General features: G+C 64.1%; 25 protein-coding genes and 1 tRNA gene. 20 read left to right on the top strand and 6 right to left on the bottom strand.

The genetic code is table 11. The features are described 5' to 3' along the window. Positions 1 to 141 precede the first annotated feature (141 nt). From CCR82_RS04155 to CCR82_RS04170, 4 genes are read left to right on the top strand one after another with little or no spacing between them, the layout of a single operon-like run. Complete coding sequence (locus CCR82_RS04155) at positions 142 to 636, top strand: nitrous oxide-stimulated promoter family protein (protein WP_201244154.1); 495 nt, start codon at positions 142 to 144, stop codon at positions 634 to 636. After that, on the top strand, positions 633 to 2,135 hold the full coding sequence (locus CCR82_RS04160; RefSeq protein ID WP_201244155.1) for an efflux RND transporter periplasmic adaptor subunit: 1,503 nt from the start codon (positions 633 to 635) through the stop codon (positions 2,133 to 2,135). The genes CCR82_RS04155 and CCR82_RS04160 overlap by 4 nt, the downstream gene beginning before the upstream one ends. Then, positions 2,132 to 5,317 carry an efflux RND transporter permease subunit gene (locus CCR82_RS04165; protein WP_201244156.1) on the top strand — a complete coding sequence of 1,062 codons (3,186 nt, stop codon included), beginning with the start codon at positions 2,132 to 2,134 and terminating at the stop codon, positions 5,315 to 5,317. The genes CCR82_RS04160 and CCR82_RS04165 overlap by 4 nt, the downstream gene beginning before the upstream one ends. Before the next feature lie 9 nt (positions 5,318 to 5,326). After that, positions 5,327 to 6,268 (top strand): MBL fold metallo-hydrolase, encoded by a 942-nt coding sequence (locus CCR82_RS04170; RefSeq protein ID WP_201244157.1) that lies wholly within the window; start codon positions 5,327 to 5,329, stop codon positions 6,266 to 6,268. Positions 6,269 to 6,290: 22 nt separating this feature from the next. On the opposite strand, the gene CCR82_RS04175 is transcribed toward CCR82_RS04170, so the two are convergent. Continuing rightward, a complete protein-coding gene (locus CCR82_RS04175) occupies positions 6,291 to 6,908 on the bottom strand; it encodes an anaerobic carbon-monoxide dehydrogenase catalytic subunit (RefSeq protein ID WP_276570527.1) in 618 nt (205 codons plus the stop codon). A 319-nt stretch (positions 6,909 to 7,227) separates the two neighbouring features. After that, the gene (locus CCR82_RS04180; RefSeq protein ID WP_201244177.1) at positions 7,228 to 7,521 is read right to left on the bottom strand and encodes a hypothetical protein; all 294 of its coding nucleotides are present in this window, start codon (positions 7,519 to 7,521) and stop codon (positions 7,228 to 7,230) included. 215 nt (positions 7,522 to 7,736) lie between these two features. Between CCR82_RS04180 and CCR82_RS04185 the strand changes: the two genes are divergently transcribed. The 12 genes from CCR82_RS04185 (at position 7,737) to CCR82_RS04240 (ending at position 17,532) form a co-directional block, all read left to right on the top strand. Next, positions 7,737 to 8,402, top strand: coding sequence for a metalloregulator ArsR/SmtB family transcription factor (locus CCR82_RS04185; protein WP_201244158.1), 666 nt, complete (start codon positions 7,737 to 7,739; stop codon positions 8,400 to 8,402). A 330-nt stretch (positions 8,403 to 8,732) separates the two neighbouring features. Further along, positions 8,733 to 10,268 (top strand): N-6 DNA methylase, encoded by a 1,536-nt coding sequence (locus CCR82_RS04190; protein WP_201244159.1) that lies wholly within the window; start codon positions 8,733 to 8,735, stop codon positions 10,266 to 10,268. Then, positions 10,265 to 10,732, top strand: coding sequence for a DUF1016 N-terminal domain-containing protein (locus CCR82_RS04195; RefSeq protein ID WP_201244160.1), 468 nt, complete (start codon positions 10,265 to 10,267; stop codon positions 10,730 to 10,732). Before CCR82_RS04190 ends, CCR82_RS04195 begins: the two co-directional genes overlap by 4 nt. Before the next feature lie 32 nt (positions 10,733 to 10,764). Beyond that, positions 10,765 to 11,109, top strand: a complete 345-nt coding sequence (locus CCR82_RS04200; RefSeq protein WP_201244161.1) for an AbrB/MazE/SpoVT family DNA-binding domain-containing protein — start codon at positions 10,765 to 10,767, stop codon at positions 11,107 to 11,109. A gap of 116 nt (positions 11,110 to 11,225) precedes the next feature. After that, complete coding sequence (locus tag CCR82_RS04205) at positions 11,226 to 11,438, top strand: YlcI/YnfO family protein (protein WP_201244162.1); 213 nt, start codon at positions 11,226 to 11,228, stop codon at positions 11,436 to 11,438. Then, a complete protein-coding gene (locus CCR82_RS04210) occupies positions 11,422 to 11,688 on the top strand; it encodes a type II toxin-antitoxin system RelE family toxin (protein ID WP_201244163.1) in 267 nt (88 codons plus the stop codon). Before CCR82_RS04205 ends, CCR82_RS04210 begins: the two co-directional genes overlap by 17 nt. A gap of 237 nt (positions 11,689 to 11,925) precedes the next feature. Further along, positions 11,926 to 13,104 carry a restriction endonuclease subunit S gene (locus tag CCR82_RS04215; protein WP_201244164.1) on the top strand — a complete coding sequence of 393 codons (1,179 nt, stop codon included), beginning with the start codon at positions 11,926 to 11,928 and terminating at the stop codon, positions 13,102 to 13,104. A gap of 12 nt (positions 13,105 to 13,116) precedes the next feature. Further along, positions 13,117 to 13,371, top strand: a complete 255-nt coding sequence (locus CCR82_RS04220; RefSeq protein ID WP_201244165.1) for a hypothetical protein — start codon at positions 13,117 to 13,119, stop codon at positions 13,369 to 13,371. Then, positions 13,368 to 13,562 (top strand): hypothetical protein, encoded by a 195-nt coding sequence (locus tag CCR82_RS04225; RefSeq protein ID WP_201244166.1) that lies wholly within the window; start codon positions 13,368 to 13,370, stop codon positions 13,560 to 13,562. Before CCR82_RS04220 ends, CCR82_RS04225 begins: the two co-directional genes overlap by 4 nt. Then, positions 13,559 to 13,804 carry a hypothetical protein gene (locus CCR82_RS04230; RefSeq protein ID WP_201244167.1) on the top strand — a complete coding sequence of 82 codons (246 nt, stop codon included), beginning with the start codon at positions 13,559 to 13,561 and terminating at the stop codon, positions 13,802 to 13,804. The genes CCR82_RS04225 and CCR82_RS04230 overlap by 4 nt, the downstream gene beginning before the upstream one ends. Before the next feature lie 37 nt (positions 13,805 to 13,841). Further along, the gene (locus tag CCR82_RS04235) at positions 13,842 to 14,066 is read left to right on the top strand and encodes a DUF433 domain-containing protein (RefSeq protein ID WP_201244168.1); all 225 of its coding nucleotides are present in this window, start codon (positions 13,842 to 13,844) and stop codon (positions 14,064 to 14,066) included. Positions 14,067 to 14,115: 49 nt separating this feature from the next. Beyond that, positions 14,116 to 17,532 carry a DEAD/DEAH box helicase family protein gene (locus CCR82_RS04240; RefSeq protein ID WP_201244169.1) on the top strand — a complete coding sequence of 1,139 codons (3,417 nt, stop codon included), beginning with the start codon at positions 14,116 to 14,118 and terminating at the stop codon, positions 17,530 to 17,532. 218 nt (positions 17,533 to 17,750) lie between these two features. Here CCR82_RS04240 and CCR82_RS04245 read toward each other — a convergent pair. After that, positions 17,751 to 17,826, bottom strand: a tRNA-Thr gene (locus tag CCR82_RS04245). Between the two features lie 87 nt (positions 17,827 to 17,913). Next, the gene (locus tag CCR82_RS04250) at positions 17,914 to 18,240 is read right to left on the bottom strand and encodes a DMT family transporter (RefSeq protein WP_201244170.1); all 327 of its coding nucleotides are present in this window, start codon (positions 18,238 to 18,240) and stop codon (positions 17,914 to 17,916) included. Positions 18,241 to 18,524: 284 nt separating this feature from the next. Between CCR82_RS04250 and CCR82_RS04255 the strand changes: the two genes are divergently transcribed. Both CCR82_RS04255 and cobM read left to right on the top strand, forming a co-directional pair. Next, on the top strand, positions 18,525 to 19,151 hold the full coding sequence (locus CCR82_RS04255) for a precorrin-8X methylmutase (RefSeq protein ID WP_201244171.1): 627 nt from the start codon (positions 18,525 to 18,527) through the stop codon (positions 19,149 to 19,151). A 127-nt stretch (positions 19,152 to 19,278) separates the two neighbouring features. Continuing rightward, positions 19,279 to 20,076, top strand: coding sequence for a precorrin-4 C(11)-methyltransferase (gene cobM, locus CCR82_RS04260; protein ID WP_201244175.1), 798 nt, complete (start codon positions 19,279 to 19,281; stop codon positions 20,074 to 20,076). On the opposite strand, the gene cobF is transcribed toward cobM, so the two are convergent. Next, positions 20,073 to 20,831, bottom strand: a complete 759-nt coding sequence (gene cobF, locus CCR82_RS04265; RefSeq protein ID WP_201244172.1) for a precorrin-6A synthase (deacetylating) — start codon at positions 20,829 to 20,831, stop codon at positions 20,073 to 20,075. The two genes, cobM and cobF, sit on opposite strands and share 4 nt — an antisense overlap. A 484-nt stretch (positions 20,832 to 21,315) precedes the next feature. Here cobF and CCR82_RS04270 point away from each other — a divergent pair, with 484 nt between their 5' ends. Both CCR82_RS04270 and CCR82_RS04275 read left to right on the top strand, forming a co-directional pair. Continuing rightward, on the top strand, positions 21,316 to 23,223 hold the full coding sequence (locus CCR82_RS04270) for a DUF4914 family protein (RefSeq protein ID WP_201244173.1): 1,908 nt from the start codon (positions 21,316 to 21,318) through the stop codon (positions 23,221 to 23,223). Positions 23,224 to 23,233: 10 nt separating this feature from the next. Next, positions 23,234 to 24,613 (top strand): L-lactate MFS transporter, encoded by a 1,380-nt coding sequence (locus CCR82_RS04275; RefSeq protein ID WP_201244174.1) that lies wholly within the window; start codon positions 23,234 to 23,236, stop codon positions 24,611 to 24,613. A gap of 51 nt (positions 24,614 to 24,664) precedes the next feature. On the opposite strand, the gene CCR82_RS04280 is transcribed toward CCR82_RS04275, so the two are convergent. Then, the gene (locus CCR82_RS04280; protein ID WP_201244176.1) at positions 24,665 to 25,186 is read right to left on the bottom strand and encodes a peroxiredoxin; all 522 of its coding nucleotides are present in this window, start codon (positions 25,184 to 25,186) and stop codon (positions 24,665 to 24,667) included. Between the last annotated feature and the right edge of the window lie 91 nt (positions 25,187 to 25,277).

The following is a 25,277-nucleotide window of genomic DNA, read 5'->3' on the forward strand; positions in this document are numbered from 1 at the left end:
AGGCTCCAAGGTAACCGGCCGAGCGATCGGCACCACGACCAGATGCCGCTTGACTCCGATCAAGGATCGGACGCTTTGCTGCAGGCTCAATGGACGTTTCGGGGATCACGACGCCGCCCCTTCCCTGTCACCGGATCTTCGATGAGCAAGCCCTTGGCTCCCAACCCTGCTGAGCCTGCTGAGCCCGGCATCGACTCCAGCGCTCGCTCTGGCATCGTCGGCCCTAGCGTTGGCTCCAGCGTTGGTCCCAGAATCCGCCACGAGCAGCGCACCATCGATGCGATGCTCGCCATCTATTGCCGGGATCACCATCGTCTCCACCATCGACCCGGCACTCGCCACTGCGCCGAATGCGAGCAACTGCGCCTCTACGCCCATCAGCGCCTCGCCAGCTGCCCGTTCCAAGAAGAGAAACCGGTCTGCAACCGCTGCGAGGTGCACTGCTACAGCGCCGTCAAACGTGAGCAGGTGCGCGCGGTGATGCGCTATGCCGGCCCGCGCATGCCCTTGCGCCACCCCTGGCTAGCGCTGCGCCATCTGCTCGATAAGCTGCGCCGGGTGCCCAGCTTGGCGCGGGTTCTGGCCCGCACCAAGACTCGGCGAAGGACCAACACAAAGGAACACGACCAACCATGAAGCCCATCCTGACCTCACTCAGCCGTGGACTGCTGATCCTACTCGGGCTGGGCGGCGGCATCGCTCTGGCCGCGTTCTTGATCAGCCATGCCCGAGCGCCGCAACACAGCGACAGCTCAGCACCGGCGCCGACGCTGGGCGTCATTGAACTGCAACCCGTCACCCTACGGATCGAGGCGCGCGGCCTTGGCACCGCGCGCTCGGCCGAGCGCTGGCAAGCGGTGGCCAATGTCGCCGGGCGCGTGGTCGAGCGTCACCCGGATTTGGAAAGCGGCAACCTGCTGCCGGCCGGCACCCTGTTGCTCGCGCTCGACCCAAGCCGCTACCAGTTGGCTATCGCCGAGGCCGAGGCCGAACGCGAGCGCCTGACCGCCGAGCAGGCCCAGCTCGAGGTAGAGGCCGAGAGCACGCGCCGCCTGCTCGCGCTCGAGCAGGAGCGGCTGGACCTGACCGAACAGGAGCTCGCGCGTATCGAAGAGCTCGCCAAGAGCGGCTCGGCCTCGCGCTCGCAGCTCGACGAGCAGCGCCGCGCCAGCGCCGCCCAACGCCGTGCGGTGGCGACCTTGGAGAACGAGCTATCCCTCATCCCCTCCCGTCGTCAGCAACTGGCCGCGCAACAGGCGCGCGCCGCCGTGCTGCTGGCGCAGGCCAAGCAAGATCTCGCCGATACCCGTTTCGAGGCGCCCTATGCGCTGCGCCTGTCCGAGGTCGATGTCGAACTGCATCAGTACATCGCGCCGGGCCAACAGCTGTTCAGCGCCGACAGCCTGGCGGCGGCCGAGGTCGAGGCGCAGATCCCGCTTGGCATGCTGCGCCGACTGCTCGGCAGTGTCGCGACGGTCGCTGCCGCGCCTAACATGCCGAACGCGCCGATTCCCGAGACGCGGCGTCTCGATGAACGGATGGACTTCAGCGCCGTCAGCGCCGAGGTGCGCCTGGTCGGCGACGAACAGGTGCGCTGGCCGGCTGAACTGACCCGGGTCGCCAGTGGCCTGGACCCAGTGACCCGTAGCGCGCGGGTGGTGGTGCGGGTTGCGCATCCCTATCGCGACGCCAGCCCACCCGATCGCCCGCCGTTGCAACCCGGCATGCTGACCCAGGTTAGGCTGTCTGCGGCCAGTCCTGAGCCGCAATTGGTGGTGCCGGCGGCGGCTGTGCATCCCGCCACAGAAGACGCCAAGCACGCCGACGGGGATCAGCCGCTGGCAGGCTCACGCGAAGGTCATCGAACGCGCCTGGTCTACCGCCTCGATGCTGAGGATCGATTCCGGCGCACCCCGGTCGAGGTTGCCTTTGAGCAGGGCGGCCTCGCCGTGATCGCCGCTGGCCTCGCGCCCGGCGATCGCGTCATCGTCGATGAACCCTTGCCGGCGATCGATGGCATGCAGGTCAACCCTCGCCCTGATCCGGCACTTGAGGCCCGATTAAAAGACGAGGCTCAAGCTCCCGCTCAAGCCCCGCAACCAGCACAAACGCCCTTGGTGGGAGCCACCCCATGATCCGCTGGTTCGCGGCCCACCCGACCGCGGCCAACCTGCTGCTGCTCCTGCTGCTGGCCGCTGGTCTGTTCGCCGCGCCGACCCTGCAGCGCGAGACCTTCCCCGACTACCGCCCGACCGAGGTCGGCATCGAGGTCGAATACCGCGGTGCCAGCGCCGCCGATGTCGAGGAGGCGATCTGCCGGCGTCTGCGCGATGCACTCAAGGCGGTCGATTTTCTCGATGAGCTGATTTGCGTCGCGCAGGACAACCTCGCCAACGCCACCGCGACCATGGAGCCTGGCGGCGACGCGCTGCGCTTTCGCAGCGACATCGAGACCGCCGTGCGTGCCATCCGCCATCTGCCGGCGCGTGCGGAGACCCCGATCGTGCGCTCGCTGCATCAGAGCGATCTGGTCGCGGCGGTCGCGATCAGCGGCGCATTGCCGCTGGCGCAGCTCGAGGAGGTCGCGCGCGGTCTCGAAGACCGCATCCTGCGCCTGTCCGGTGTCGCCGAGGTGCAGATCCAAGGCCTGTCGCAACGCCAGTGGCAGGTGGAGGTACCGCGCGATCTGCTCGCCCAGCACGGACTCTCGGCGCGCGCGCTAGCGCAACTGATCGCCCGTCAGAACATCGACCTGCCGCTCGGCATCCTGGAAGGGAACGACCGTGAGCTGTTGCTGCGCTTCACCGATCAACGCCGCTCGCTGCGTGCGCTGGCCGATCTGGTGGTGGTGGCGGATGCCGAGGGTGGCGAGCTGACCCTGGGCCAGCTCGCCAAGCTCTCGCAGGTCGGCGAGCGCGCCGAGGAGCAAATCCACTTCAACGGCGAGCGCGCGCTGGTGCTCGAGGTCAGCAAGGGGCTGCGCGACGATGCGCTGCGGGTGTTCGCGGCGCTCGAGGCCCTGGTCGCCGAGGAGCAGGTGCGGCTCGGCACCGGCATGCAACTGACCCTGACCCAGGACATGACCAGCATCGTGCGTGATCGGCTGCGGATGCTAGTCAGCAACGGGCTGATGGGGCTGCTCCTGGTGGTCTTGGTGATGAGTCTGTTCTTCCGCCCGCGCTTGGCGCTCTGGGCGGTGCTCGGGCTGCCGGCGGCCTTCGCCGGGGCCTTTGTGGTGATGGCCTTGACCGGGCTATCGCTGAACATGATCACGCTGGTGGCGCTGCTGATGGCGATCGGCATTGTGATGGACGATGCCATCGTCATCACCGACAACATTGCCGCGCGGGCGAGCGCGCAATCCGACGCCCCAGCGAGCGATGCGTCCGCCCCCGCCCCCTCCTCGCTCGACACCATCGTCGCCGGCACCCGCGAAGTCCTGCCCGGCGTGCTGTCCTCCTTCCTCACCACGGTCTCGGTCTTCCTGCCACTGTCATTCCTCGCCGGCGAGTTGGGCGCGGTGCTGCAGGTGCTGCCGATCGTCCTGATCGCGGCGCTGGCGGCGAGCCTGATCGAGGCCTTCCTGATCCTGCCGCATCACCTCAAGGGCAGCGTCAACAGCCTGCAGGGTGCATCCGAGTCGCGGTTGCGGCGCGGCTTTGAGCGGGGCTTCGCGGCCTTGCGCGAGCGCGTTGGCCGCATCGCCGATGCGGCGATCCGCGCCCGCTATGCGGTGCTGGGCCTGGAGCTGCTGGTGCTGATCGGCTCGGTCGGCTTCGTCGCCGGTGGCCACATCGGCAGCGAGGCGATGCCCTCGATCGACGGTGATGTGCTGGAGGCGCGCATTCTGATGCCGCAGGGCACCCCGCTGGCGCGCACCGAGGCGATCGCGGCGCAGGTCGAGGCGGCGATGCGCCAACTCGATGCGGAGCTGAGCCCGCAGCAGCCCGACGGCGCCGTGCTGGTCGAGGCCATCCAGACCCGCTTCAATCACAACCCAAGCGCCCGGGAGGCCGGCCCCCATGTCGCGACCGTCATCGTCGATCTGCTCGCCGCCGAGCGCCGCACGCTGAGCCTGGATACGCTGACCGAGGCCTGGCGTGAGGCCATCGGCCCGATCGCCGGCATCCATAGTCTACTGATCCAGGAGCCCGGCTTCGGCCCGGCGGGCATCCCGGTCGAGATCCGCCTGCAGGGCGAGGATCTGGACGCGCTCAAGGCCGCCGCGCTGGAGGCCAGCGAACAGCTAGCCAGCTATGAGGCGGTGTTCAACGTCATCGACGATCTGCGCCCCGGCAAGCCGCAGCGCCGCTATCGGCTCGCCGAGGGCGCCCATGGGCTGGGGCTGACCGCCGAGGAGGTCGCCGCGCAACTGCGCGCGGCCTGGCTCGGCGAGATCGCCGACAGCCAGCGCATCGGCGCCTGGGACATCGAGATCCTGGTACGCCAGGCGAAGGACGACCGCGATGATCTCGATGACCTGGCCGACCAGACGATCCAACTCGCCGATGGCCAGCGCGTGCCGCTCAGCGCGGTGGCAACGGTCAGCGAGCTGCGCGACTGGGCGCGGATCACCCGCATCGATGGCCGCCGCACGCTGACGATCGCCGCCGATGTCGATGCCCGGCTGGCCAGCGGTCAGGCCATCGTCAGCGACCTGCGCGTGCGTTGGCTGGACGATTTCCAAGCCCGCCATCCGCAGGTGGAGGTGCAGTTCGAGGGCCAGGTCGCCAACGCCGCCGAAACCGGCGGCTCGATCCGCCGTGGACTGCTGATCGGCCTGCTCGGCATCTTCGTCATCCTGTCGTTCCAGTTCCGTAGCTATGTCGAGCCGCTGATCGTGATGCTGACCATCCCGCTGGCCTTCATCGGCGCCATCTGGGGCCATGTGCTGATGGGCTATTACCTATCGATGCCGTCGCTGATCGGCGCCGCCTCGCTGGCTGGTATCGTCGTCAACAACGCCATCCTGCTGATCCAGTTCATCAACGCCAACCGTGCCCAGGGACTCTCTGCCGCGGCCGCTGCGGGCCAGGCCAGCCGTCAGCGGCTGCGCGCGATCCTGATCTCCTCGCTGACCACCATTGCCGGTCTGGCACCACTGCTCGCCGAGACCAGCTCCCAGGCCGATGCGATCAAGCCGTTGGTGATCTCGGTGGTGTTTGGGCTGCTCAGTGCGACGGTGCTAGTCTTGCTAGTGATTCCGGCGCTCTATGTGTTGCTCGATGATCTGGGCTTGGCGCGGTTGCCGATGCCGACCATTTCAAAGCCGATCCCGGCCGAGGACTGGCCAAGACGACATCACTCAAACGATTAGGAGACACCGATGCCCACTTTAACGTGGCTATCCCGGTTGATGCTGCCGGCGCTCATGTTACTCGCCAGCATCGCGCCAGCGGCAGACGAGGACGCCGGCCTGCGCCTGCAACCGATCAACGATCGCCTCTATGCCATTGTCGGCCCATTCGGCAACCGCACGCCCGAGAACCTCGGCAACAACGCGACCTTCGGCTTCGTCGTCACCGACGCCGGCGTGGTGCTGATCGATGCCGGTGGCAGCGCTAAGGGCGCCGCAGCGATCAAGGCGCTGATCCAGCAGGTCACCGATCAGCCGGTGAAGCTGGTGATCAACACCGGCGGGCAGGATCATCGCTGGCTCGGCAACGCTTATTTCAAGGCGCGCGGCGCCCGCATCATCGCCAGCCAAGCCGCCGTCGAGGACCAGCGCGCGCGCCTGCAGGAGCAGTGGTTGAGGCTTCAAAACCTGGTCGGCATGAAAGGCCTGGCCGGCACCGAGCCAGTCTATGCCGATGAAACCTTCGAGGATCAGATGCGCCTCAACGTCGGCGGCACCGACATCGAGCTGCAAATGGTCGGCCCCGCCCACACCCCGGGCGAGACCCTAGTCTGGCTGCCCGAGGCGCGTGTCGCCTTCAGCGGCGATGTCGTCTATGTCGGGCGCATGCTTCGGGTCGGCTCGCATTCCAACAGCGCGCACTGGATCGAGGCCTTTGAAGCCCTGGCCGCGCTCGAGCCCGAGGTCGTGGTCCCAGGGCACGGCCCCGCCACCGACCTCGCCCAGGCCCGCGCCGACACGCTCGACTACCTGGTCTTCCTGCGCGAGACGGTCGGCGCCTTCATGGAGGACGGCGGCGATATCACGCAGATCGGCAGCCTGGACCAGTCCCGATTCGCCGATCTGGAAGAGTACGCGTCGCTCAAGGGCCGCAATGCCCAGCAGGTGTTTCAGGAGATGGAGTGGGAATGAGCGAGGCGCGATGATCAGCCGCTCAAGCAGCCGCCATCATCGCTGTGACATCCTCCTGCACGTTGCCAATCGGCTTGATGTCGAAGGTCTCGATCAGCACCTTGGCCACGTTCGGCGACAGGAAGGCCGGCAGCGTCGGGCCGAGCCGGATGTGCTTCACACCCAGATGCAGCAGCGCCAGCAGCACGATGATCGCCTTCTGCTCGTACCAGGCGATGTCGTAGGAGATCGGCAGCTCGTTGATATCATCGAGCCCAAACACCTCTTTCAGCTTCAGCGCAATGAACGCCAGCGAGTAGGAGTCGTTGCACTGCCCGGCATCGAGCAGCCGCGGAATGCCACCGATCTCGCCGAGATCCAGCTTGTTGAAGCGGTACTTGGCACAGCCAGCGGTCAGGATCACGGCGTCCTGCGGCAGGGCTTGGGCGACATCGGTGTAGTAGCTGCGCGCCTTGTGCCGACCGTCGCAGCCACCCATGACGACGAAGCGTTTGATGGCGCCGGTCTTGACCGCGTCGACCACCTGATCGGCCAGGGCCATGACCTGGGCATGGGCGAAGCCGGTGGTGATCTCGCCCTGCTCCAGCTCGGTCGGCGGCGGGCAGGTCTTGGCCTGCTCGATGATCGCCGTCATGGTCAAGCCCGAATTGACGCTTTGATAACAGTGACTTGTCGGCGGTTCTCGGGGCTTGTATGTATCGATGCCGCGTCGCCGTCGCGCTCGCGTGCCGAATTCAAAGCTCGTCGGCGTAGTCCTGCAGCGCCTCTCGGTCCCGGATCTCGATCCACTCGCTAGCGACGGCGATCACGTCCTTGTCGATCAGACGGCGGGTGACGCGGGGCCAGGTCTTGGCGCAGATCCGTCGCGAGATCGCGGCCCCCGTTCGCTGGCGTCACGTCCGCATCGGATCCTCTGTGCGGATCAGTCAGGTTTTGTCGCTCGGTACGCCATTCAGCCATCAGTCGTCCTCATCCACTAGCGGTGAATGGTCCCGCGCCTGGGCCGTCGCTCCTGCGGCTGGCGGTGCGGGCGCTGGCGCAGACTCGAGCTGTGACTGCGCAGCGGCGGCTGAGCGCCCCAGCACCTGGCCAAGCACGACCCCGAGCTGGATATCGGTCTCGCGCAACTCGGCAAGATAGATCGGCTCGCCGACGGCAGCCCGCAGGCGCTCGACCTGAGCCTGATAATCGGCCGAGGGCCAGAGTCCGCCCTCAGCGTTAGAGCCAGAGTGCGCATCGTCTCCAAATGCCATCGTCAACCTCGCCAGTGGCAGATGAGGACACGAGCATACTTCAGAACACCAGCACCTTATCGGCGGCAAGCGTGCGCTGTTGGGGCTTCGCCATAACCACTAGATCAGTGAAGAGTGGGAGCTGAGGGGTGAAGGCTGAGTGCCGAGGGATGGCGAGCGGGTTCTAAGGCGCGTGGCGTTATACTGTGGTGCCTCGTCCTTGCCAGCCTCTCATCGTGACCCAGTCTGCATCGCCCAAACAACAGCTGTTCGAGCATTTGGCCGTGATCGCCCGCGCCTTGGGACATTCTGCACGGTTGGAGCTGCTCGACTACCTGGCTCAGGGCGAGCGCAGCGTCGAGGAACTGGTGCGGCTCAGCGGGCTGTCGGTGGCCAACACCTCCAAGCATCTGCAGCAGCTCAAGGCCGCAGGGCTGGTCAATGCGCGTCGCGATGGCAAGTATGTGCGCTACTCGCTCGGTGATGAGCGGGCGCTGGATGCCCTCGCCGCGCTGCGCGGCATCGCCCAGGATCGCAGTGATGCAGTCGCTGAGCTGATGGCGCAGTATTTGCTGCAGCGTGATGCGCTCGAGCCGATGCCGGCAGCGGAGCTGTTGGAACAGGCGCAGGATGGGTTGGTGACGGTGCTCGATGTGCGCCCGTCCGAGGAGTTCGGCCAGGGCCATCTGCCGGGTGCCCTGAACATCCCGCTCGAGCAGCTCAAGACCCGCCTGGCGGAGCTGCCGCCGGAGCGACAGGTCGTCGCCTATTGCCGTGGTCCTTGGTGCGTGCTCTCATTCGAGGCGGTCGCGGCGCTGCGCGAGGCCGGTTTCGAGGCCCGACGCCTGGCCGATGGCCTGCCCGAGTGGCGTCATGCTGGGCTGCCGGTGGCGCGGGATTAGGGCTCCGGCCGGTCTCCGTCTTTCGCCTCAGCCTCGGCCGTCTTGCCATGCTCAGCGCGGATTCGCGCACGGAGCGTCTCCAGGGGTGTATCCGGAGTTTTGGTTCTGATGCCCAGCGTTCGCCTGCGCCCTCGTGGGCCTGCCTGCAGTCTTGCGAGCAAGGCGCGCACTAGCTCGTGACAGTGAGCACTGAGGCTCAGAGACTGCCCTTCTTGGACAGGCGCTAAGATGACCCGGCGCAACCCAACCATCTTGTGAGGTTGAGAGTCCGGATCGATCGCGTTGTAAGTTTTGCGATCCGACACAGAATGCTTTGAAAGGAAAACCGACGTGATCACCGGAGAGCTCAAATCAAAGATCGACCGCATCTGGGACAGCATGTGGTCCGGCGGCATCTCCAACCCGCTCTCGGTCATCGAGCAGCTGACCTACCTGCTGTTCATCAAACGCCTCGACGAGTTGCACACCCTGCGCGAGCGCAAGGCCGCGCGCACCGGCCAGCCGATCGACGAGCCCATCTTTCAGAGCTATCAGTCGAAGCTGCGCTGGTCGCGCTTCAAGGAGACCGCTCCGGAGCAGATGTTCGCGACGGTCAAGGATGAGGTCTTCCCCTTCATCAAGACCCTCGGCAGCCGGAACGGACCAGGCGGCGGCACCGACGCGGAAGGCGACTCCACCTACTCGCACCACATGCGCGATGCGATCTTCATGATGCCCACCCCGCGCGTGCTCGCGAACGTCGTCGATCAGCTCGACGCCATCGACATGGCCGACGCCGACACCAAGGGCGATCTCTATGAGTACATGCTTGGCAAGATCGCCCAGGCCGGGACCAACGGCCAGTTCCGCACCCCACGCCACATCATCAAGCTGATGGTCGAGATGACCGCGCCGACGCCCAACGATGTCATCTGCGATCCGGCCTGCGGCACCGCCGGCTTCCTGATCGCCGCCTCCGAGCACCTGCGCAGACAGCATGCCGAGGCCATCTACAAGAGCGAGACCTCGCGCCGGCGCTTCAACGAGGACACCTTCCACGGCTTCGACTTCGACAGCACCATGCTGCGCATCGGCAGCATGAATATGCTGCTGCACGGGGTCGAGAACCCGGACATCCGCTACAAGGACTCGCTCGCGCAGTCGGTCTCCGATGATGGCAACGACGCCGAGCGCTACTCGCTGATCCTCGCCAATCCGCCCTTCGCCGGCAGCCTCGATGACGAATCCACGGCCAAGGACCTGCAGCAGATCGTCAAGACCAAAAAGACCGAACTGCTGTTCCTGGCGCTGTTCCTGCGCCTGCTGCAGATCGGTGGACGTGCCGCGATCATCGTGCCGGATGGCGTGCTGTTCGGCTCCAGCAAGGCGCACAAGACGCTGCGCCAGATCCTGGTCGAGGACCAGAAGTTCGACGCCGTGATCTCGATGCCCTCGGGCGTGTTCAAGCCCTATGCCGGGGTCTCCACCGCCATCCTGCTATTCACCAAGACCGGCCCTGTGGGGCAATCGAGGGGCGGCACCGACCAGGTCTGGTTCTACGACATGCGCGCCGACGGCTTCTCGCTCGACGACAGGCGCAGCCCGCAGCCGGACAAGAGCGACCTGCCAGACATCCTCGCCCGCTGGCAAGCCTTGCGTGCACAAGGGCACGACGCCGAGGCCGAGCGCAAACGCACCGAGCAGAGCTTCCTGGTGCCCAAGGCCGAGATCGCCGGTAACGACTATGACCTGTCGATCAACCGCTACAAGGAGGTCGAGTACGAGGCCGTGGAGTACGACCCCCCGGCGGTGATTCTGGAGCGGTTGGCGAAGCTCGACGCGGAGATCGCCGAAGGACGGGAGGCGTTGGAGGCGCTGCTGCAATGACCCATGATCTCGCCGGAGCGCCCGACGCCTTCTTCGAGCGCATCCGCGCCATTCTCGCCGAGGCGCGCGGCCGGACTTACGCCAGTGTCAACCCCATCATGGTCGATGCGTACTGGAAGATCGGTCAGCGCATCGTGGAGGAAGAGCAAGGCGGCCAGGCCAAGGCCACCTACGGCAGCCAACTGATGCCCGAGCTGTCTCGGCGCTTAGGGAACGAGTTCGGCAAGGGTTTCTCCGTCGCCAATCTGTTCAACTTCCGCCAGTTCTATCTGGCCTTTCCGACCGAGGAAAAACTCTACGCGCTGCGTAGAGAATTGAGCTGGAGCCACTACCGGCTGATCATGCGCGTCGAAGACGCCGAGGCCCGCGCCTACTATATCGACGAGGCCGCCAACCAAGGCTGGAGCAGCCGCCAGCTGGAGCCAGTTGTTTGCCTCGAAGTATTTGGCCGTGCTTCCCTGTGAAGAAGCGCTAGCCCGCGAGCTAGAGCCCAGGCATGTGTTGGACGTTCAACCGGGAGGATCAAAATCCCATGATTGCGCTTGAGATCAAAACCATTGGCAATGCAGCCACGGTCACCCTGCCGCCGCAAGCACTCGCCCTGCTGCATGCGAAAGAAGGCGACACCTTATACTTGAGTGCAACGCCTGAGGGTGTCTTACTGAATCACTACAGCCCAGAGCTGACGCGGCAAATGCGGACCGCCGAGGAGATCATGCGAGAGGATCAAGACGTGTTGCGCGAAATCTGCGCCGACGGCTTCTCGCTCGACGACAAGCGCAGCCCGCAGCCAGAAAGGAGGTCGAGTACGAATCGGTGGAGTACGACCCGCCGCAGGTGATTCTGGAGCCGTTGGCTAAACTGGAGGAAGAGATTGCCGAGGGGCGAAAGGCGTTGGAAAAATTGCTGAATGAGTTGACCACGAATTGATCACTACACCAGAGGAGGAACCCATCTATGTTGGCCATCGCACTCCCGAAAGACACTGAAATCGAGCTGTATAAGATCGCCATGCGTGCCGGGCTAACACCCGACGAGGTCGCTCAGAGAGCAATTCTCGATTTTATCGAGGAGCAACAGGACTCGGAAACAGCCATCAAGCGGCTCGCAAATCCGGCGCAACGTTGGAGCCAAGCGGATTTGGAGCAGGAGCTTGACTTGGACGATTGAATGGGATGAGCGCGCTCGTCGCGAGTTGCGTCGCCTTGATCCATCGGTACAGCGCGAGATCCTGGCTTTTTTGCGACAACGCATCGCGGTTGACGAGAATCCGCGTCGCTATGGCAAGGCCCTACGCCACGCGCTGCAGGGTCTATGGCGTTACAGAATACGCGACCACCGCGTCGTTTGTCGCATTCAAGATGATCGAGTTGTTGTATTGGTTTTGAAGGTTGGGCATCGCAGTAAAGTTTATGGTTGATTCAATCATTACGATCAGAACCCTTGGCGATGCATGCTCCAAAATTACCGATGTCACCCATCATTCTCCGCCTATCTGTAAGGCCCCGGTAGGTGGAGGTGAGGCATCTGTAGAGGCTTGGCCAGGAAAGAAGGGAAGATTGATGGGGAATACTTCAAGGATGGAATATGGCACGGGCGGTGAAGCTATGGACGGCAATCGCCGAGAAGGGCGGAAAGAACTGCTGGAGATACTGGCGTGAGTTGGCCAACCGCGAGAATCGGCGATGTATGTAAGGTGGTTTCGGGGGCAACACCGAAAACGACCAACCCTAGCTACTGGGATGGTGACGTGCCTTGGGTAACCCCAAAGGATCTGAGCGAACTCAACTCCAAGGTTCTCCTGGATACCCCGCGCAAGATCACCAAGGCTGGTTTGAATAGTTGCTCGGCGAGGATGTTGCCTGCGGAATCGGTGCTCTTCAGCTCACGGGCACCTATTGGTCTTGTTGCAATTAACGCATTTCCAGTATGCACCAACCAAGGTTTCAAGAGCATGGTGCCTCGGGGAGATCGCATCTTTTCGGGCTACCTGTTCTGGTGGTTAACGGTTCATCGGGATCATTTGCAGAACCTCGGAAGAGGCGCGACCTTCAAAGAGGTTTCGAAGCAGATCGTCGAAGAGATCGAAATCCCCCTCCCACCCCTTGCCGAGCAGAAGCGGATTGCGGCGATTCTGGATGCGGCGGACGCCTTGCGGGCCAAGCGCCGCGAGTCCCTCGCCGAACTCGACACGCTCCTTCAGTCCACCTTCCTCGATCTGTTTGGTGATCCTGTTACCAATCCCATGGGGTGGTCGTTACAGAACGGCGCCGATGTTTGTAGCCGCATTACTGTCGGAATAGTCGTCAAGCCGGCGTCGTACTACGTGAAGACTGGCGTCCCTGCACTGAGATCGCTCAACGTGCGTCCAAACAACATCGAAATGAACGATCTCGTTTTCGTATCCAGTGCGGATAATGCCGGTCGTCTCGCCAAAACCCGAGTGTGGAGTGGCGATATCTTGTTGGTTAGATCCGGTCAGCCGGGCACCGCTGCAATCGTGCCCGAGAAACTGGACGGCGTGAATGCGATTGATATTCTCATTGCGACGCCTGACCGCTCTGTGATCAACCCGGCGTACCTTTGTCATTACTTCAACTCACCGGGCGGCAAGCGGATGGCTCTGGGGGCGCAAAGAGGGCAGATTCAGAAACACCTCAACGTAGGTGCACTGAAGGTTGCACCCATCCCTCTCCCTCCGCTCGATCTCCAGCACCATTTCGCCACCATCGTCGAGTCCATCGAACGCCAGAAGACCCGCCTCCGCGCCCATCTCGCCGAACTCGACACCCTGTTCGCCTCGCTCCAGTCCCGCGCCTGCAACGGCCAACTCTGAGAGATCGCCGCCATGACGCTCGCCGAAACCATCTACCAGAAAGGCCTGACCCTGCCGCCCGAGAAGGCGCGCGAGGTGCTCGACTTCTTCAAGGACCGCCCAGGCGTTACCGAGGCTGATAGCGACAGAGGCGCTGCCAAGCGAAGATCGCTACTCGAAGTCTTCGAGGAAGCAGGCCTGGTCGGCTGCCTGGAGACAGACGAACAGTTATCGACCACCTATAAGGCGCAGCTTGACTTCTCACAGAAGCACGGTGGGCCAGTATGATCATCATCGACACCGGGTTCTGGTTCGGCCTGATGGACCGCCGCGATCAATACCACAAACTCTGCCGTCGATTTCTCGCACTTTCTTACCTATCGGTGGAAGAACACCAAGCCGTTTACCAATCTGCTTGCCTTTCCCGCCAAGGGTTAACGCGAGCTTGCATACAGATTCATTTTGGGAGCGGGATGTGACCACACAGAAGATCAGTCGCGAACAGGTAAAGGCAGAGATCGATCAACTCGATAGCGAGTATTTGGGACTCGCCTATCGGGTGATTCGCCAGTTTCCTCGTCGAGCGGAACAGCGACAGCGCCCCGGCAAGCCAACTTTTTCGCGACGTTGGCTAGGCAAGCTTCAAAAGCCATCCTTCAGTGAACAAGCGATGCAGGAAAACCCCAAGTTGGCCTATCTTGCTAAGCGGTATGGGCTATGAGGGGCCGGACTATGAATCTCCCCTTGGAGACATCGTCATGACCGACTTAGCACGCATCACCGTTGATCCCGAGGTCTGCGGAGGTCGACCATGTATTCGAGGCCTGCGGGTGCGCGTCAAGGATATTTTGGACATGCTTGCAGCGGGTGCCTCGCGCGACGAGATCTTGGCGGATTATCCGTACTTGGAAGACGCTGACATCACCGCCGCACTCAACTACGCAGCGGCCCAAACCGACCACCTGATCTTGCGAGTCGCCTGATCGTGAACGTTCTGGTGGACGCTCAATTACCTCCGGCGGAGGGCTACCCATGACCAACTTCGCCTTCCTGCCACCCGAGTTCCGCGACATTCAGGCGTCCGCAACCAAGGCAGAAGGCCACATCTGGAGCGATCCCCGCGCCGCCTGCTTCCATGCCCGCTTCGCGCTCGAGGCCATCGTCCATTGGCTCTACCGCCATGACCGCGACCTGCAGCTTCCCTACGACAACAACCTCGGCGCGCTGCTGCACGCGACCAGCTTCCAGAACCTAGTCCCACAGTCGGTCTACCTGAAGACCCGGCTGATCCAGCAGCAAGGCAACGAGGCCGTCCACAATCCACGCCCAGTGCGCGAGCAGGACGCGCTGCAGGTGGTCAAAGAGCTCCATCACGTCTGCTATTGGCTGGTCCGCACCTATTCACCAGGGGCTTCCCGCGACTGTGCGGCCTGGAAAGACGCGCGCGTCCCGCCCGCCCTCAGCAGCCACGAGGTCGTCCCGCGCCAGGAGCTGGAAGCCCTGGAGGCCAGGCTCGCAGAGCAGACCACCGAGGCGCTGAAACGCCAACAACAACGCGATGCACTGGACACCGAGATCCAGGCCCTGCGCCATCAGCTCGCCGAGGTCCGCGCCGCCGCCGAGCAGGTGCCCGACGACCACGACTACTCCGAGGTCGAGACCCGCTCGCACCTGATCGACATCGAGCTACAGCGCGCCGGCTGGGCGCTCGATCCGACCCCCGGCAGCCACAAGGTTCGCGAGGTCGAGGTCACCGGCATGCCCATCGGCGTGGACTCTGGCACGGGCCTCGGCTACGCCGACTATGTGCTCTGGGGCGATGATGGCCAACCGCTGGCGGTGATCGAGGCCAAGAAGACCAGCCTCGACCCGCACGCCGGCCAGCAGCAGGCCAAGCTCTATGCCGATTGCCTGGAGCAGATGCACGGCCAGCGCCCGCTGATTATCACCTCCAACGGCTACAGCACCTGGCTCTGGGACGACCAAGCCTATCCGCCACGCCAGATCGCCGGCTTCTACAGCAAGGACGCCCTGAGCCGACTCATCATCCGCCGCAGCCAACGCCAGGCGCTGGACGTGGCGCAGGTGAAGGATGCCATCGCCGGGCGCTACTACCAGAAGCGCGCCATCGGCAGCCTCTGTGCGTTGTTCACCGCCGCCCGGCGCAAGGCGCTCCTGGTGATGGCCACCGGCACCGGCAAGACCCCCACCGCCATCGCCCTGGTCGATCTGCTGCAGCGCGCCGGCTGGGCCAAGCGGGTGCTGTTCCTGGCTGATCGCGTCTCCCTGGTCAAGCAGGCGTGCAACGCCTTCAAGGCGCACCTGCCCGACTCCAGCCCGGTCAATCTGGTCACCGAGAAGGACACCGAGGGCCGGGTCTACGTCTGCACCTATCCGACCATGATGGGCCTGATCAACGAGACCGCTGGCCACGAGGCCCGCTTCGGCGTCGGCCACTTCGACCTGATCATCATCGACGAGGCCCATCGCTCGGTCTATCAGAAGTACGGCGCGATCTTCCACTACTTCGACGCCCTGCTGGTCGGGCTCACCGCGACCCCGCGTGATGAGGTCGACAAGAACACCTATGCCCTGTTCGATCTGGAGCCAGGGGTGCCGACCGACGCCTATGAGCTGGAACAGGCGGTCAACGACGGCTTCTTGGTGCCGCCCAAAGTCCAGCAGGTCGATCTACGTTTCCCCCGCGAGGGCATCGACTACGACAGCTTGAGCGATGAGGAGAAGGCGCAATGGGAGGCGCTGGATTGGGGCGATGACGCCGACGACGCGACCTTGCCCGAGCGGGTCAATGCCGCCGCCATCAACAACTGGCTGTTCAACAAGGACACGGTCGACAAGGTGCTGCAGCACCTGATGGAGCACGGCCACCGCGTCGACGGCGGCGATCGGCTCGCCAAGACGCTGATCTTCGCCCGCAACCATGACCATGCCGTCTTCATCGAGCAGCGCTTCAACCATCACTACCCACACCTCAAGGGCCAGTTCGCGCGTGTCATCGATAACTATGCCAAGTACGCCCAGAGCCTGATCGACGACTTCGCCCAACCGGAGAAACTGCCGCAGATCGCGATCTCGGTCGACATGCTCGACACCGGCATCGACGTCCCCGAGATCGCCAACCTGGTCTTCTTCAAGCCGGTCTACTCGAAGATCAAGTTCTGGCAGATGATCGGTCGTGGCACCCGGCTCTGCCCAGACCTGTTCGGCCCCGGCGAAGACAAGCAGGACTTTCGCGTCTTCGACTTCTGCTTCAACTTCGATTTCTTCAAAGAGCATCCGGAGGGCATCAACGCCCGCGACAGCGCGCCGCTGGGCACCCGATTGTTCCGGGCGCGTGTGCAGCTGCTCGGACATCTGCAGACCACCCCAGAGCTGGACCCCGACGCCGATCTACAGATCGCGCTGAGCGATAGCCTGCATGCCGAGGTGGCGGCGATGAACCGCGAGAACTTCATCGTGCGGATGCACCTGGAGCCGGTTGAGCGGTTCCAACAGCGCGCTGTCTGGGACGATCTCACCGAGCAAGACCGCGAAACGCTGCAGCGCGAGATTGCCGGCCTGCCGTCCAAGATCGAGACCGATGATCTGGCGTCGCGACAGTTCGACCTGACTGCGCTGCGCATGCAGTTGGCCTTGGCCGAGACGGACACTGCCACCTTCGAGCGCCAACGCCAGCGCGTGGTCGAGATCGCGATGCTGCTGGAGGAGAAGCAGGCGATCCCAGCCGTTCAGAAACAACTCGCTTATCTCACAAGCCTGCAGGAGACGGACTTCTGGGAAGGCATCGGCCTCCCGCAGCTCGAGGAGCTACGCCTCCGCCTTCGGGGTCTGGTGCCGCTGCTCGACAAGAAGACGCGCAAAGTCGTCTACACCGACTTCAAAGACGAGATCCTCGGTGTGCGCGAGGAAGCGGCGGTGGCGGTGCCGCGCATGACCGGCGTGCAGTACGAGAAGAAGGTCAAGGCGTACCTGAACAGCCACCTGGACAACATCGTTATCCATCGGCTGCGCGCCAATCTGCCACTGACGCCCACGGACCTCGAAAGTCTCGAAACCACGCTGATCAAGATCGGCGAAGACGACGGCAAGACGCTGCTCTCCGACCTCCTCGAGCGCAGTCGCGCGCCCTCATTGGTGCACTTCGTCCGCAGCCTCGTTGGCATGGACCGTCAGGCCGCTCAAGCCGCCTTCTCGCGATTCCTCAACGACCGCAGCCTAACCCCACCGCAGATGCGCTTCATCGAGCTGATCATCGACCAGCTCAGCGCACGCGGGATGATCGAGGCCGCCGCGCTCTACGAGCCGCCGTTCAGCCATCTGCACGCGGGTGGACCGGACGAGTTGTTCGCAGGCCGGGAGAATGTGATCGACGGGGTCTTTGAGACGCTGAAGGCGTTGGAGCCAGAGCGGTTGACGGCAGCAGTCTGACCACAAGCGCTACTCGTGAGGCATGGACAGGGGTAGGATGGGGGCCGGGTCCGTATATCCGCCTAGGGTGCACCACCAGATTAGCCATATCAGATGCTTCCTCAGAGACTGTCCAAGAAGGGCGGTCTTTGAGTCGCCCCCTGACCGACGACAACCAAGGACACAATAGGAAAAAATCGAGGCGGGACAAGGCAACTGGCTGCAAGCCCCTGATTTTATGGAGCCGATGAGCGGATTCGAACCGCTGACCTACTGATTACGAATCAGTTGCTCTACCACCTGAGCTACATCGGCAAGGAGGATAAGTAGTTAAGCTGCAGAGCCTAGCCGACTATCTTAGGCGATGAGGAGTCGCGACAACAAGGGCTTTGTTCAGACCGTTCAATGCGGCGAGACCAGCTTCAAGCCGACAATGCCGACAACAATCAGCCCAACGAAGAAAAAGCGCGCCAGGGTTGCCGGCTCGCTGAACACCAACAGGCCGATGACGAAAGCCCCCACCGCGCCGATGCCCGTCCAGATCGCATAGGCGGTGCCCATCGGAATCGTGCGTTGGGCGAACAGCAGCAGTGTGCCGCTACCGAGCACCGAGAACAGGCTGAAGCTCAGCCAGCCCCAGCGCAGTCCGTTGTCGGAGAGTCCAAGCTTGAGGCCAACGGGCCAGCCCCACTCAAAGATCCCGGCGATGAGGAGCGCAATCCAGGCCATACCTGCATCGGGGTCGAGAAGCCCACTCAGAGATGAGAATGTATGGCTATCATAACTGGTATGAAGTGAAGCGTGCGGGCCAAGCAACAGCAACAAGGCATGTCCTAGCGCACGGCAGTTCAACGCCACTGCCGCCCACCTCGTCTGTGCTTCGGCGGTCGCAAGCGGTATAGTGCCGACACCGCGAGGCACCTGGCGCTGGTCAGTCTGCCGTTTTCACCCTCCGTACCTTGCCGAGGGACGATTCCACCAGTGGCGCCCCCGCGCCTGCCTGGGAGCCGATCATGTTCGACTACAACCGCGACGGTGCCGCGATCTACCGCGAGTCCTTCGCTATCATTCGCGCCGAGGCCGATCTAGCGCGCTTTCCCGCTGATTTGGAGTCGGTTGCGGTGCGTGTCGTCCATGCCTGTGGTATGCCCGACGCCGCCGACGATCTGGCCTTTTCCGTCGATGCTGGCGCCATCGGGCGCGCGGCGCTCACTGCTGGTGCAACGGTGCTCTGCGATAGTCTTATGGTGGCCGAAGGTGTGATCCGCGCGCGTCTGCCGGCAAACAATCCAGTCCGCTGCACCCTCGCTGATCCGCGGGTTCCGGCCCTGGCGGCGCAACTCGACAACACCCGGACCGCAGCCGCGTTGGAGTTGTGGCGCCCAGATCTCGAGGGCGCAATCGCGGTCATCGGCAATGCACCGACCGCCTTGTTCCGACTGCTGGAGATGCTCGATGAGGGCGCGCCGCGGCCGGCGCTGATTCTTGGCTTTCCTGTCGGCTTCGTCGGTGCCGCCGAGTCCAAGGCGGCGCTCGCCGCGGACAGTCGCGGCGTGCCCTATCTAACCCTGAACGGGCGCCGCGGCGGCAGTGCGATGGCGGCGGCGGCGGTCAATGCGCTGGCGCGAACGGAGCTGTAAGCGATGTTCGCGAGGCAGCTGAGTCGGACGGGCCGCGCCACTTTGAGAGCCTTGGGACCTAGGCAACGGCATTATAGGAAGTGCCGGTCTTTGCTCCAGCATGCAAGCCGCAACGTCGGTCGCCGTCATGGGTAAGGTTTGGTTCGTCGGTGCCGGCCCTGGTGCGCCGGATTTGATCACGGTGCGCGGCACACAGCTGCTGGCCGAAGCCGGAGCCATCCTCTACACCGGCTCGCTGGTGGCCGAAACGGCGTTGCAATGGGCGCGGCCAGACTGCGAGATCGCCGACTCTAAATCTATGCATCTCGAGCAGGTCGGCGCCTGGCTGCTGGAGAGGGTGCAGTCTCACAAGATCGTGGTGCGGCTGCAGACGGGCGATCCATCGCTCTACGGCGTGCTCCCCGAGGTGGCAAGGCCGCTGGATGAGGCTCAGATCCCGGTGGGAATCTGTCCCGGCGTCTCCTCCGCCTTCGCGGCTGCAGCCGCAGCTGGTGAATGTATGACCCTGCCCGAGGTCACGCAGACGGTGATCTTCACGCGCCTGGCCGGGCGCACCCCGATGCCCTCCGGCGAATCCTTGGCTGGACTCGCCGCGCATGGCTCCTCGCTGTGCATCTTCCTCTCGATCGAACGCATCGCCGAGGTCGCCGAGATCCTGCAGGGCGCGGGCTGGGCGGCGACGGCGCCGGTCGTGGTCGTGCACAAGGCGACCTGGCCCGATGAGGAACAGGTGCTACGCGGCACCGTTGCGGACATCGCAGCGCGCTGCCGCGCCGCCGGGATCGAGCGCCAGGCGATGATCCTGGTCAGCCCGGCGCTCGGCGCCCGCCAGCGCGCCGAACTCAAACCGTCAAAGCTCTATGACGCCGCTTTCCCGCGCCGCTTCCGGCCGCGTTCGCAAAGCAGTCGCGGAGAGGGTGGCTAGCGTCGGCGCAGCAGATAGGTATCCATGATCCAGCCCTTTTCCTCGCGCAGACGCTCGCGCAGTGCGAGTAGCTCCTCGAGCACCTCATCCAACGGTCCGGCGGCCAGGGCCTGGTCCCCGCAGCCGAGGTACGCCCCCCAGTAGATCTCGAGATCCTGGTCGGTGAGGTGCTGGAATTCAGCGTTGTTATCCAACATCACGACGCTGTTGCGGATCGCGCGCGGGTCCTGCTGGCGAATCGCGCGACCGGTGGTAATGGCAATGGGCTCGCCGACACGGTTGACCGGGATACGGTGCGCGGCCGTCAGCGCTTGCACGGCGGTGATGCCAGGGATCACGACTAATTCCAGCCGTTCGGGCGCCGCAGCCACTAAGTCGCTAATCAGGCTCACGGTTTGATCGTACAGCGACGGATCGCCCCAAATCAGGAAGGCGCCGCGCTCGCCCTCGGCCAGCTCCTGCTCGATCATCTCGGCGATCAGCACGCGCTTGCGCTCGTGCCACTGTTGCACCCCTTCGCGGTAGCCGTTCGCATCCATGCATCGCGGCGGGCTCGCGCGGGTGACCAAGCGCGGGTTCGCGTTCGGCAGGTAGCGCGCCAGGATCGTGCGGCGAGCCTCGATGAGTTCATCCTTACCGCGGCCTTCCTTCTCCAGCATGAAGAAACAGTCGGTCGTGCGCAGCGCCTCGACGGCCTGCATGGTCAGGTATTCGGGCCCGCCGGGGCCAATGCCGATCAGAGAGAGGGTTTTCATGCGGTACATTATGCGGCAGTCCGCTGGCCAGTGCCTCTACAGCGGTTGTTGACTTTGGTGTCGAAGGCCTGGATCGGGCCGCTCCCGCGCCGGGGTTGGTCACCGAGCTTGAGCAGCGGGAGGCAGGCGTCGCCGACATGCCCCATGAGACTGGCCTAAGCGCGGCACTCACGGCGACCCATGCTATGCTACGGCAATCCCGGTTAACTGGTTCGGCCACCATTCATCGAAAAATTCGAATGATAAGAAGATTTTTTTCGAATATATTCTCGAATCACCCGGCGATGACTGTCGATCTGATCGAGTCACGCCAACCGCCAGAGACGTGACCGGGACCGCCATTCCACGGCAGCCCAGCCTACGCCGGGCTTTCGGTGAGGCCGCCTTCCGCGCTTGCGTCTGACCTTCCGCGCCTGCGTCTGAATTGAGGTCAAGTATGTCTCCATCCGATCTCCCTCCTCCGCATCCGAGCGGGCAGTCGTCAATGAGTCCCCAGGCGCGCCGCCTGCTCGAGCTGCAGCTCCCGCCAGAGACGATCGCGTTGCTGCACGCCGCCCCGAGCGTCACGGTCGCCAGCACCCACGAGGAGCTGATCGAGCTTGCGGTGCGGGATGCACCCGCCGACGGGTCGCAGGAAGTCGCTTACGACGTTCCCGGTAGCGGCCGTGTGGTCGAGGCCGAGGTCTGTCGCACCCGCAACGGTATCTGCGCCAACTACCCCGAGCCCTACATGCGCCGGCGCGACCCGAACTGCCTGGTGATCGGCGACGAACTTCCGACCGACAAGCCGACCTACGAGGCCCGCTTCGGAGAGTCCTTCGACCCGGTGCGCGAGGCCACCTTCGACTGGATGAAGACGCAGCCACTGGCCGTCTTCGCCTTCTACGCCGGACTGCCGAGTCCGGCCACGCAGGCACTGGCGATCGTCCCGGACAACGCCGGCTTCTTCGCACTCGGCCTCGCGCTGCTGCAGGGCATCGCCCCCCTCGATGAGCTGCCTGAGGACTTCGAGCCTAAGGCCATCATCTACGTCGCGCCACCGTTCCGGCACACTCACTTCGAGGGCCAGCAGGTGGTGGTGCACAATCGGCGCGAGCACTTGCACGAACTGTTCAGCTACAACCTCTACCCCGGCCCCAGCGCCAAGAAGGGGGTTTACGGGATGCTGCTCTACATGGGCGTGCGCGAGCGCTGGGTGACCATGCACTGCGCCACGGTGCAGGTGATCACTCCGTACGAGAATAGGGTGGTGATCACGCACGAAGGGGCGAGCGGCGGCGGCAAGAGCGAGATGCTCGAATACGCTCACCGCCAACCCGATGGCACCCTGTTGATCGGACGCAACCTCGAGACCGGCGAGACGCGCACATTTACCCTACCCAAGGGCTGTGATCTGCGCCCGGTGACCGACGACATGGCGCTCTGTCACCCGTCGCTGGAGCGGGGCAACGGCAAGCTGACCCTGATGGACGCCGAAGATGCCTGGTTCGTGCGCTGCAACCATATCGACCGCTACGGCACCGATCCCAACATCGAAGCGCTCACGGTGCATCCGCCGATGCCGCTGCTGTTTCTCAACATCCACGGCCGCCCAGGCGCCACCACCCTGCTCTGGGAGCACATCGAGGACGCCCCTGGCGAGCCCTGCCCGAATCCGCGCGTGGTCATCCCACGCAAGATCATTCCCAACGTCGTGTACGGCGCGGTGGACGTGGATGTACGCAGCATGGGCGTGCGCTCGCCACCCTGCACCGCCGCGCGACCGAGCTACGGCATCATCGGTCTGTTCCACTTACTACCGCCGGCGCTCGCCTGGCTCTGGCGATTGGTCGCGCCGCGCGGTCACGCCAACCCCAGTATCGTCGAGACCGCTGGCATGACCTCCGAGGGCGTGGGGTCTTACTGGCCCTTCGCCACTGGGCGCATGGTCGATCACGCCAATCTGCTGCTAAACCAGATCATCGATACCCCCGAGGTGCGCTATGTGCTGATCCCGAACCAGCATATCGGCGCCTGGGAGGTCGGCTTCATGCCACAGTGGATCACCCGGGAGTACCTGGCACGGCGCGGCGGCGCGCGCTTCGCCGCCAACCGGCTACACCCCTCCCGCTGTGCATTGCTGGGCTACACGCCGGGCACCATCATGGTCGAGGGCAGTACCCTCGGTAACTGGTTCTTCGAGGTCGAGCACCAGCCCGAGGTCGGCCCCGCAGCTTATGCTGAGGGTGCCGCGATCCTCACCGAGTTCTTCCATCGCGAACTCAAGGCTTTCCTCGGTCCCGACCTGCTCCCCACCGGACAGCGCATCATCGAGTGCTGCCTCGCGGGCGGCAGCGTAGAGGACTACCAGGGGCTGCTCGATCTACCGTGCCTCGAACCGGACGAAATCTGAGGGTGTATCGGTGACGAGCAACCACGACGACAAGCGTTGGGGCATCGTTGCCGGGGCCTTGATTATTCAGATCAGCCTAGGCGCCGTGTACATCTGGAGCGTGTTTCAGACGCCGTTGTTGGCCCAGTTTCCGGGTTGGTCCGAGACCCAGGTGACCTTGCCGGCCCAGCTCGTGATCGCCGTCTTTGCGTTCGCTGTGATCCTCGGTGGGGGTATCCAGGATCGCCTGGGGCCACGGCTGGTGGGCAGCGTCGGCGGCCTGATCCTCGGCCTGGGGCTGATCCTGGCCGGGCTCACCGGCCGCTTCTCCGAAGGCCCGGCCCTGGCCTGGCTGGTGGGAACCTATGCCGTGCTCGGGGGGCTCGGCATCGGCATGGCCTATGTCTGCCCGGTCGCGACCTGCGTGAAGTGGTTCCCGGACAAGCGCGGGCTCATTACCGGCCTGGCAGTCGCGGGATTCGGTGCCGGTGCCTTCTTTTTTGCTCCCTTGGCGCGAGCCCTGATCGGGGGTGGTGACTACGAGCTGTTCGGGATCGCACTCTTCCCTCTGCCCCAGGCCGGCGTCTTCGACACCTTCATGGTGCTCGGCGTCATCTTCCTGACCGCAGTAGTGCTGGGCTCCCAGCTGCTGCGCAACCCGCCGCCGGGCTATTGTCCGGCGGGCTGGACACCGCCAGCGGCCACCTCCAGTCAGGCTCCCACGCGGGCCGCGTTCAAGCCGGGCGAGATGCTGCGCACCCCAACCTTCTGGCTGCTGTGGGTGACCTACCTGGCCGGCAGCACCGCTGGCCTGATGGTGATCATGAAGGCGGCACCAATCTGGGAGACCTTCAGCCTGTCGGCAGCTGTTGAAGTCCCGGTCTCTCACGAGCGCTTCACCACCATCGCCTCGTCCGCAGCGATGGCCGTGGCGGTACTCGCGCTGTTCAACGCTGCCGGGCGCATCCTCTGGGGCCGGGTATCCGACAGCCTCGGTCGCAAGCAGACCTTAATCCTGATGTTCGTGCTCTGCGCCTTGGTCCTGTTCGCGCTCGACTGGATGCGTCCTTACCCGTTGTACCTGCTCGGCGTGTCGCTGGTGGCACTCTGCTTCGGCGGCTATCTGGCCCTTTATCCCGCGATCACGGCCGACTACTATGGCATCCACCACATCGGCGTGAACTATGGCCTGCTGTTCACCGCCTACGGCAGCGGCGGTCTGCTCGGCCCGTTCATAGCCGCTGTACTGTTGGAAACGGCCGGGGGCATCGAATACCAGGCGCTGGATGCGACCGGGGCGCAAGCCACCCGTGTGTTTCAGCTCGGGGAGTACAACGCCGCCTTCCTCACCGCTGGGCTCCTGTGCCTGGCAGCCGCAGTGTTAACGCTGGCGTTGCGCCCCCCAACGTAGTGATGTAGAGCGCGAGGCAGGTCTGAGCGCCGCCCATCCGCGATCTCAGGATCAGAGCTCTTTTTTACAGAAGTACCAATCACTGCACTCGTAACCCTCAGCCATGCGGGCCTCGGCCTGCTCGGCGGTGGCCGGCGGCGGCACGATGACCTTATCGCCAGGCTGCCAGCCTTCAGGGGTGGCCAAGCCGTGCTCATCGGAGGTCTGTAGGGCCTTGACCAGGCGCACGAACTCATCGATCGAACGACCATTGCTCATCGGGTAGTAGACCATCGCGCGCAGTACACCTTGCGGGTCGATGACGAAGGTCGCGCGCACCGCCGAGGTATCGCTTGCGCCCGGCTGGATCATGCCGTAGGCCTTGGCGACTTGCATCGAGAGATCGGCGATGATTGGGAAGCCGATCTCAACACCGAAGTGCTCCTTGATGTTGCGCTCCCAGGCGATGTGCGAGAAGTTGCTGTCGATCGACAGGCCAAGCAGCTCGCAGCCGAGCGCCTGGAAATCGGCATGACGCTTGGCGAAGGCGATAAACTCAGGTGATTTCCAGAAACAGTTATACCGAGCAGGCAGGCTTGATCAAGATATCCCACTTCGGCAGATCGGGGTTGCGCAGTAGCCGCGCTTCGACCTCTCGCATGGCCTTCTTGGTGAGTTTGACGCC

The sequence above is a fragment of the Halochromatium salexigens genome (assembly GCF_016653295.1).
Taxonomy (GTDB): Bacteria; Pseudomonadota; Gammaproteobacteria; order Chromatiales; family Chromatiaceae; genus Lamprobacter; species Lamprobacter salexigens.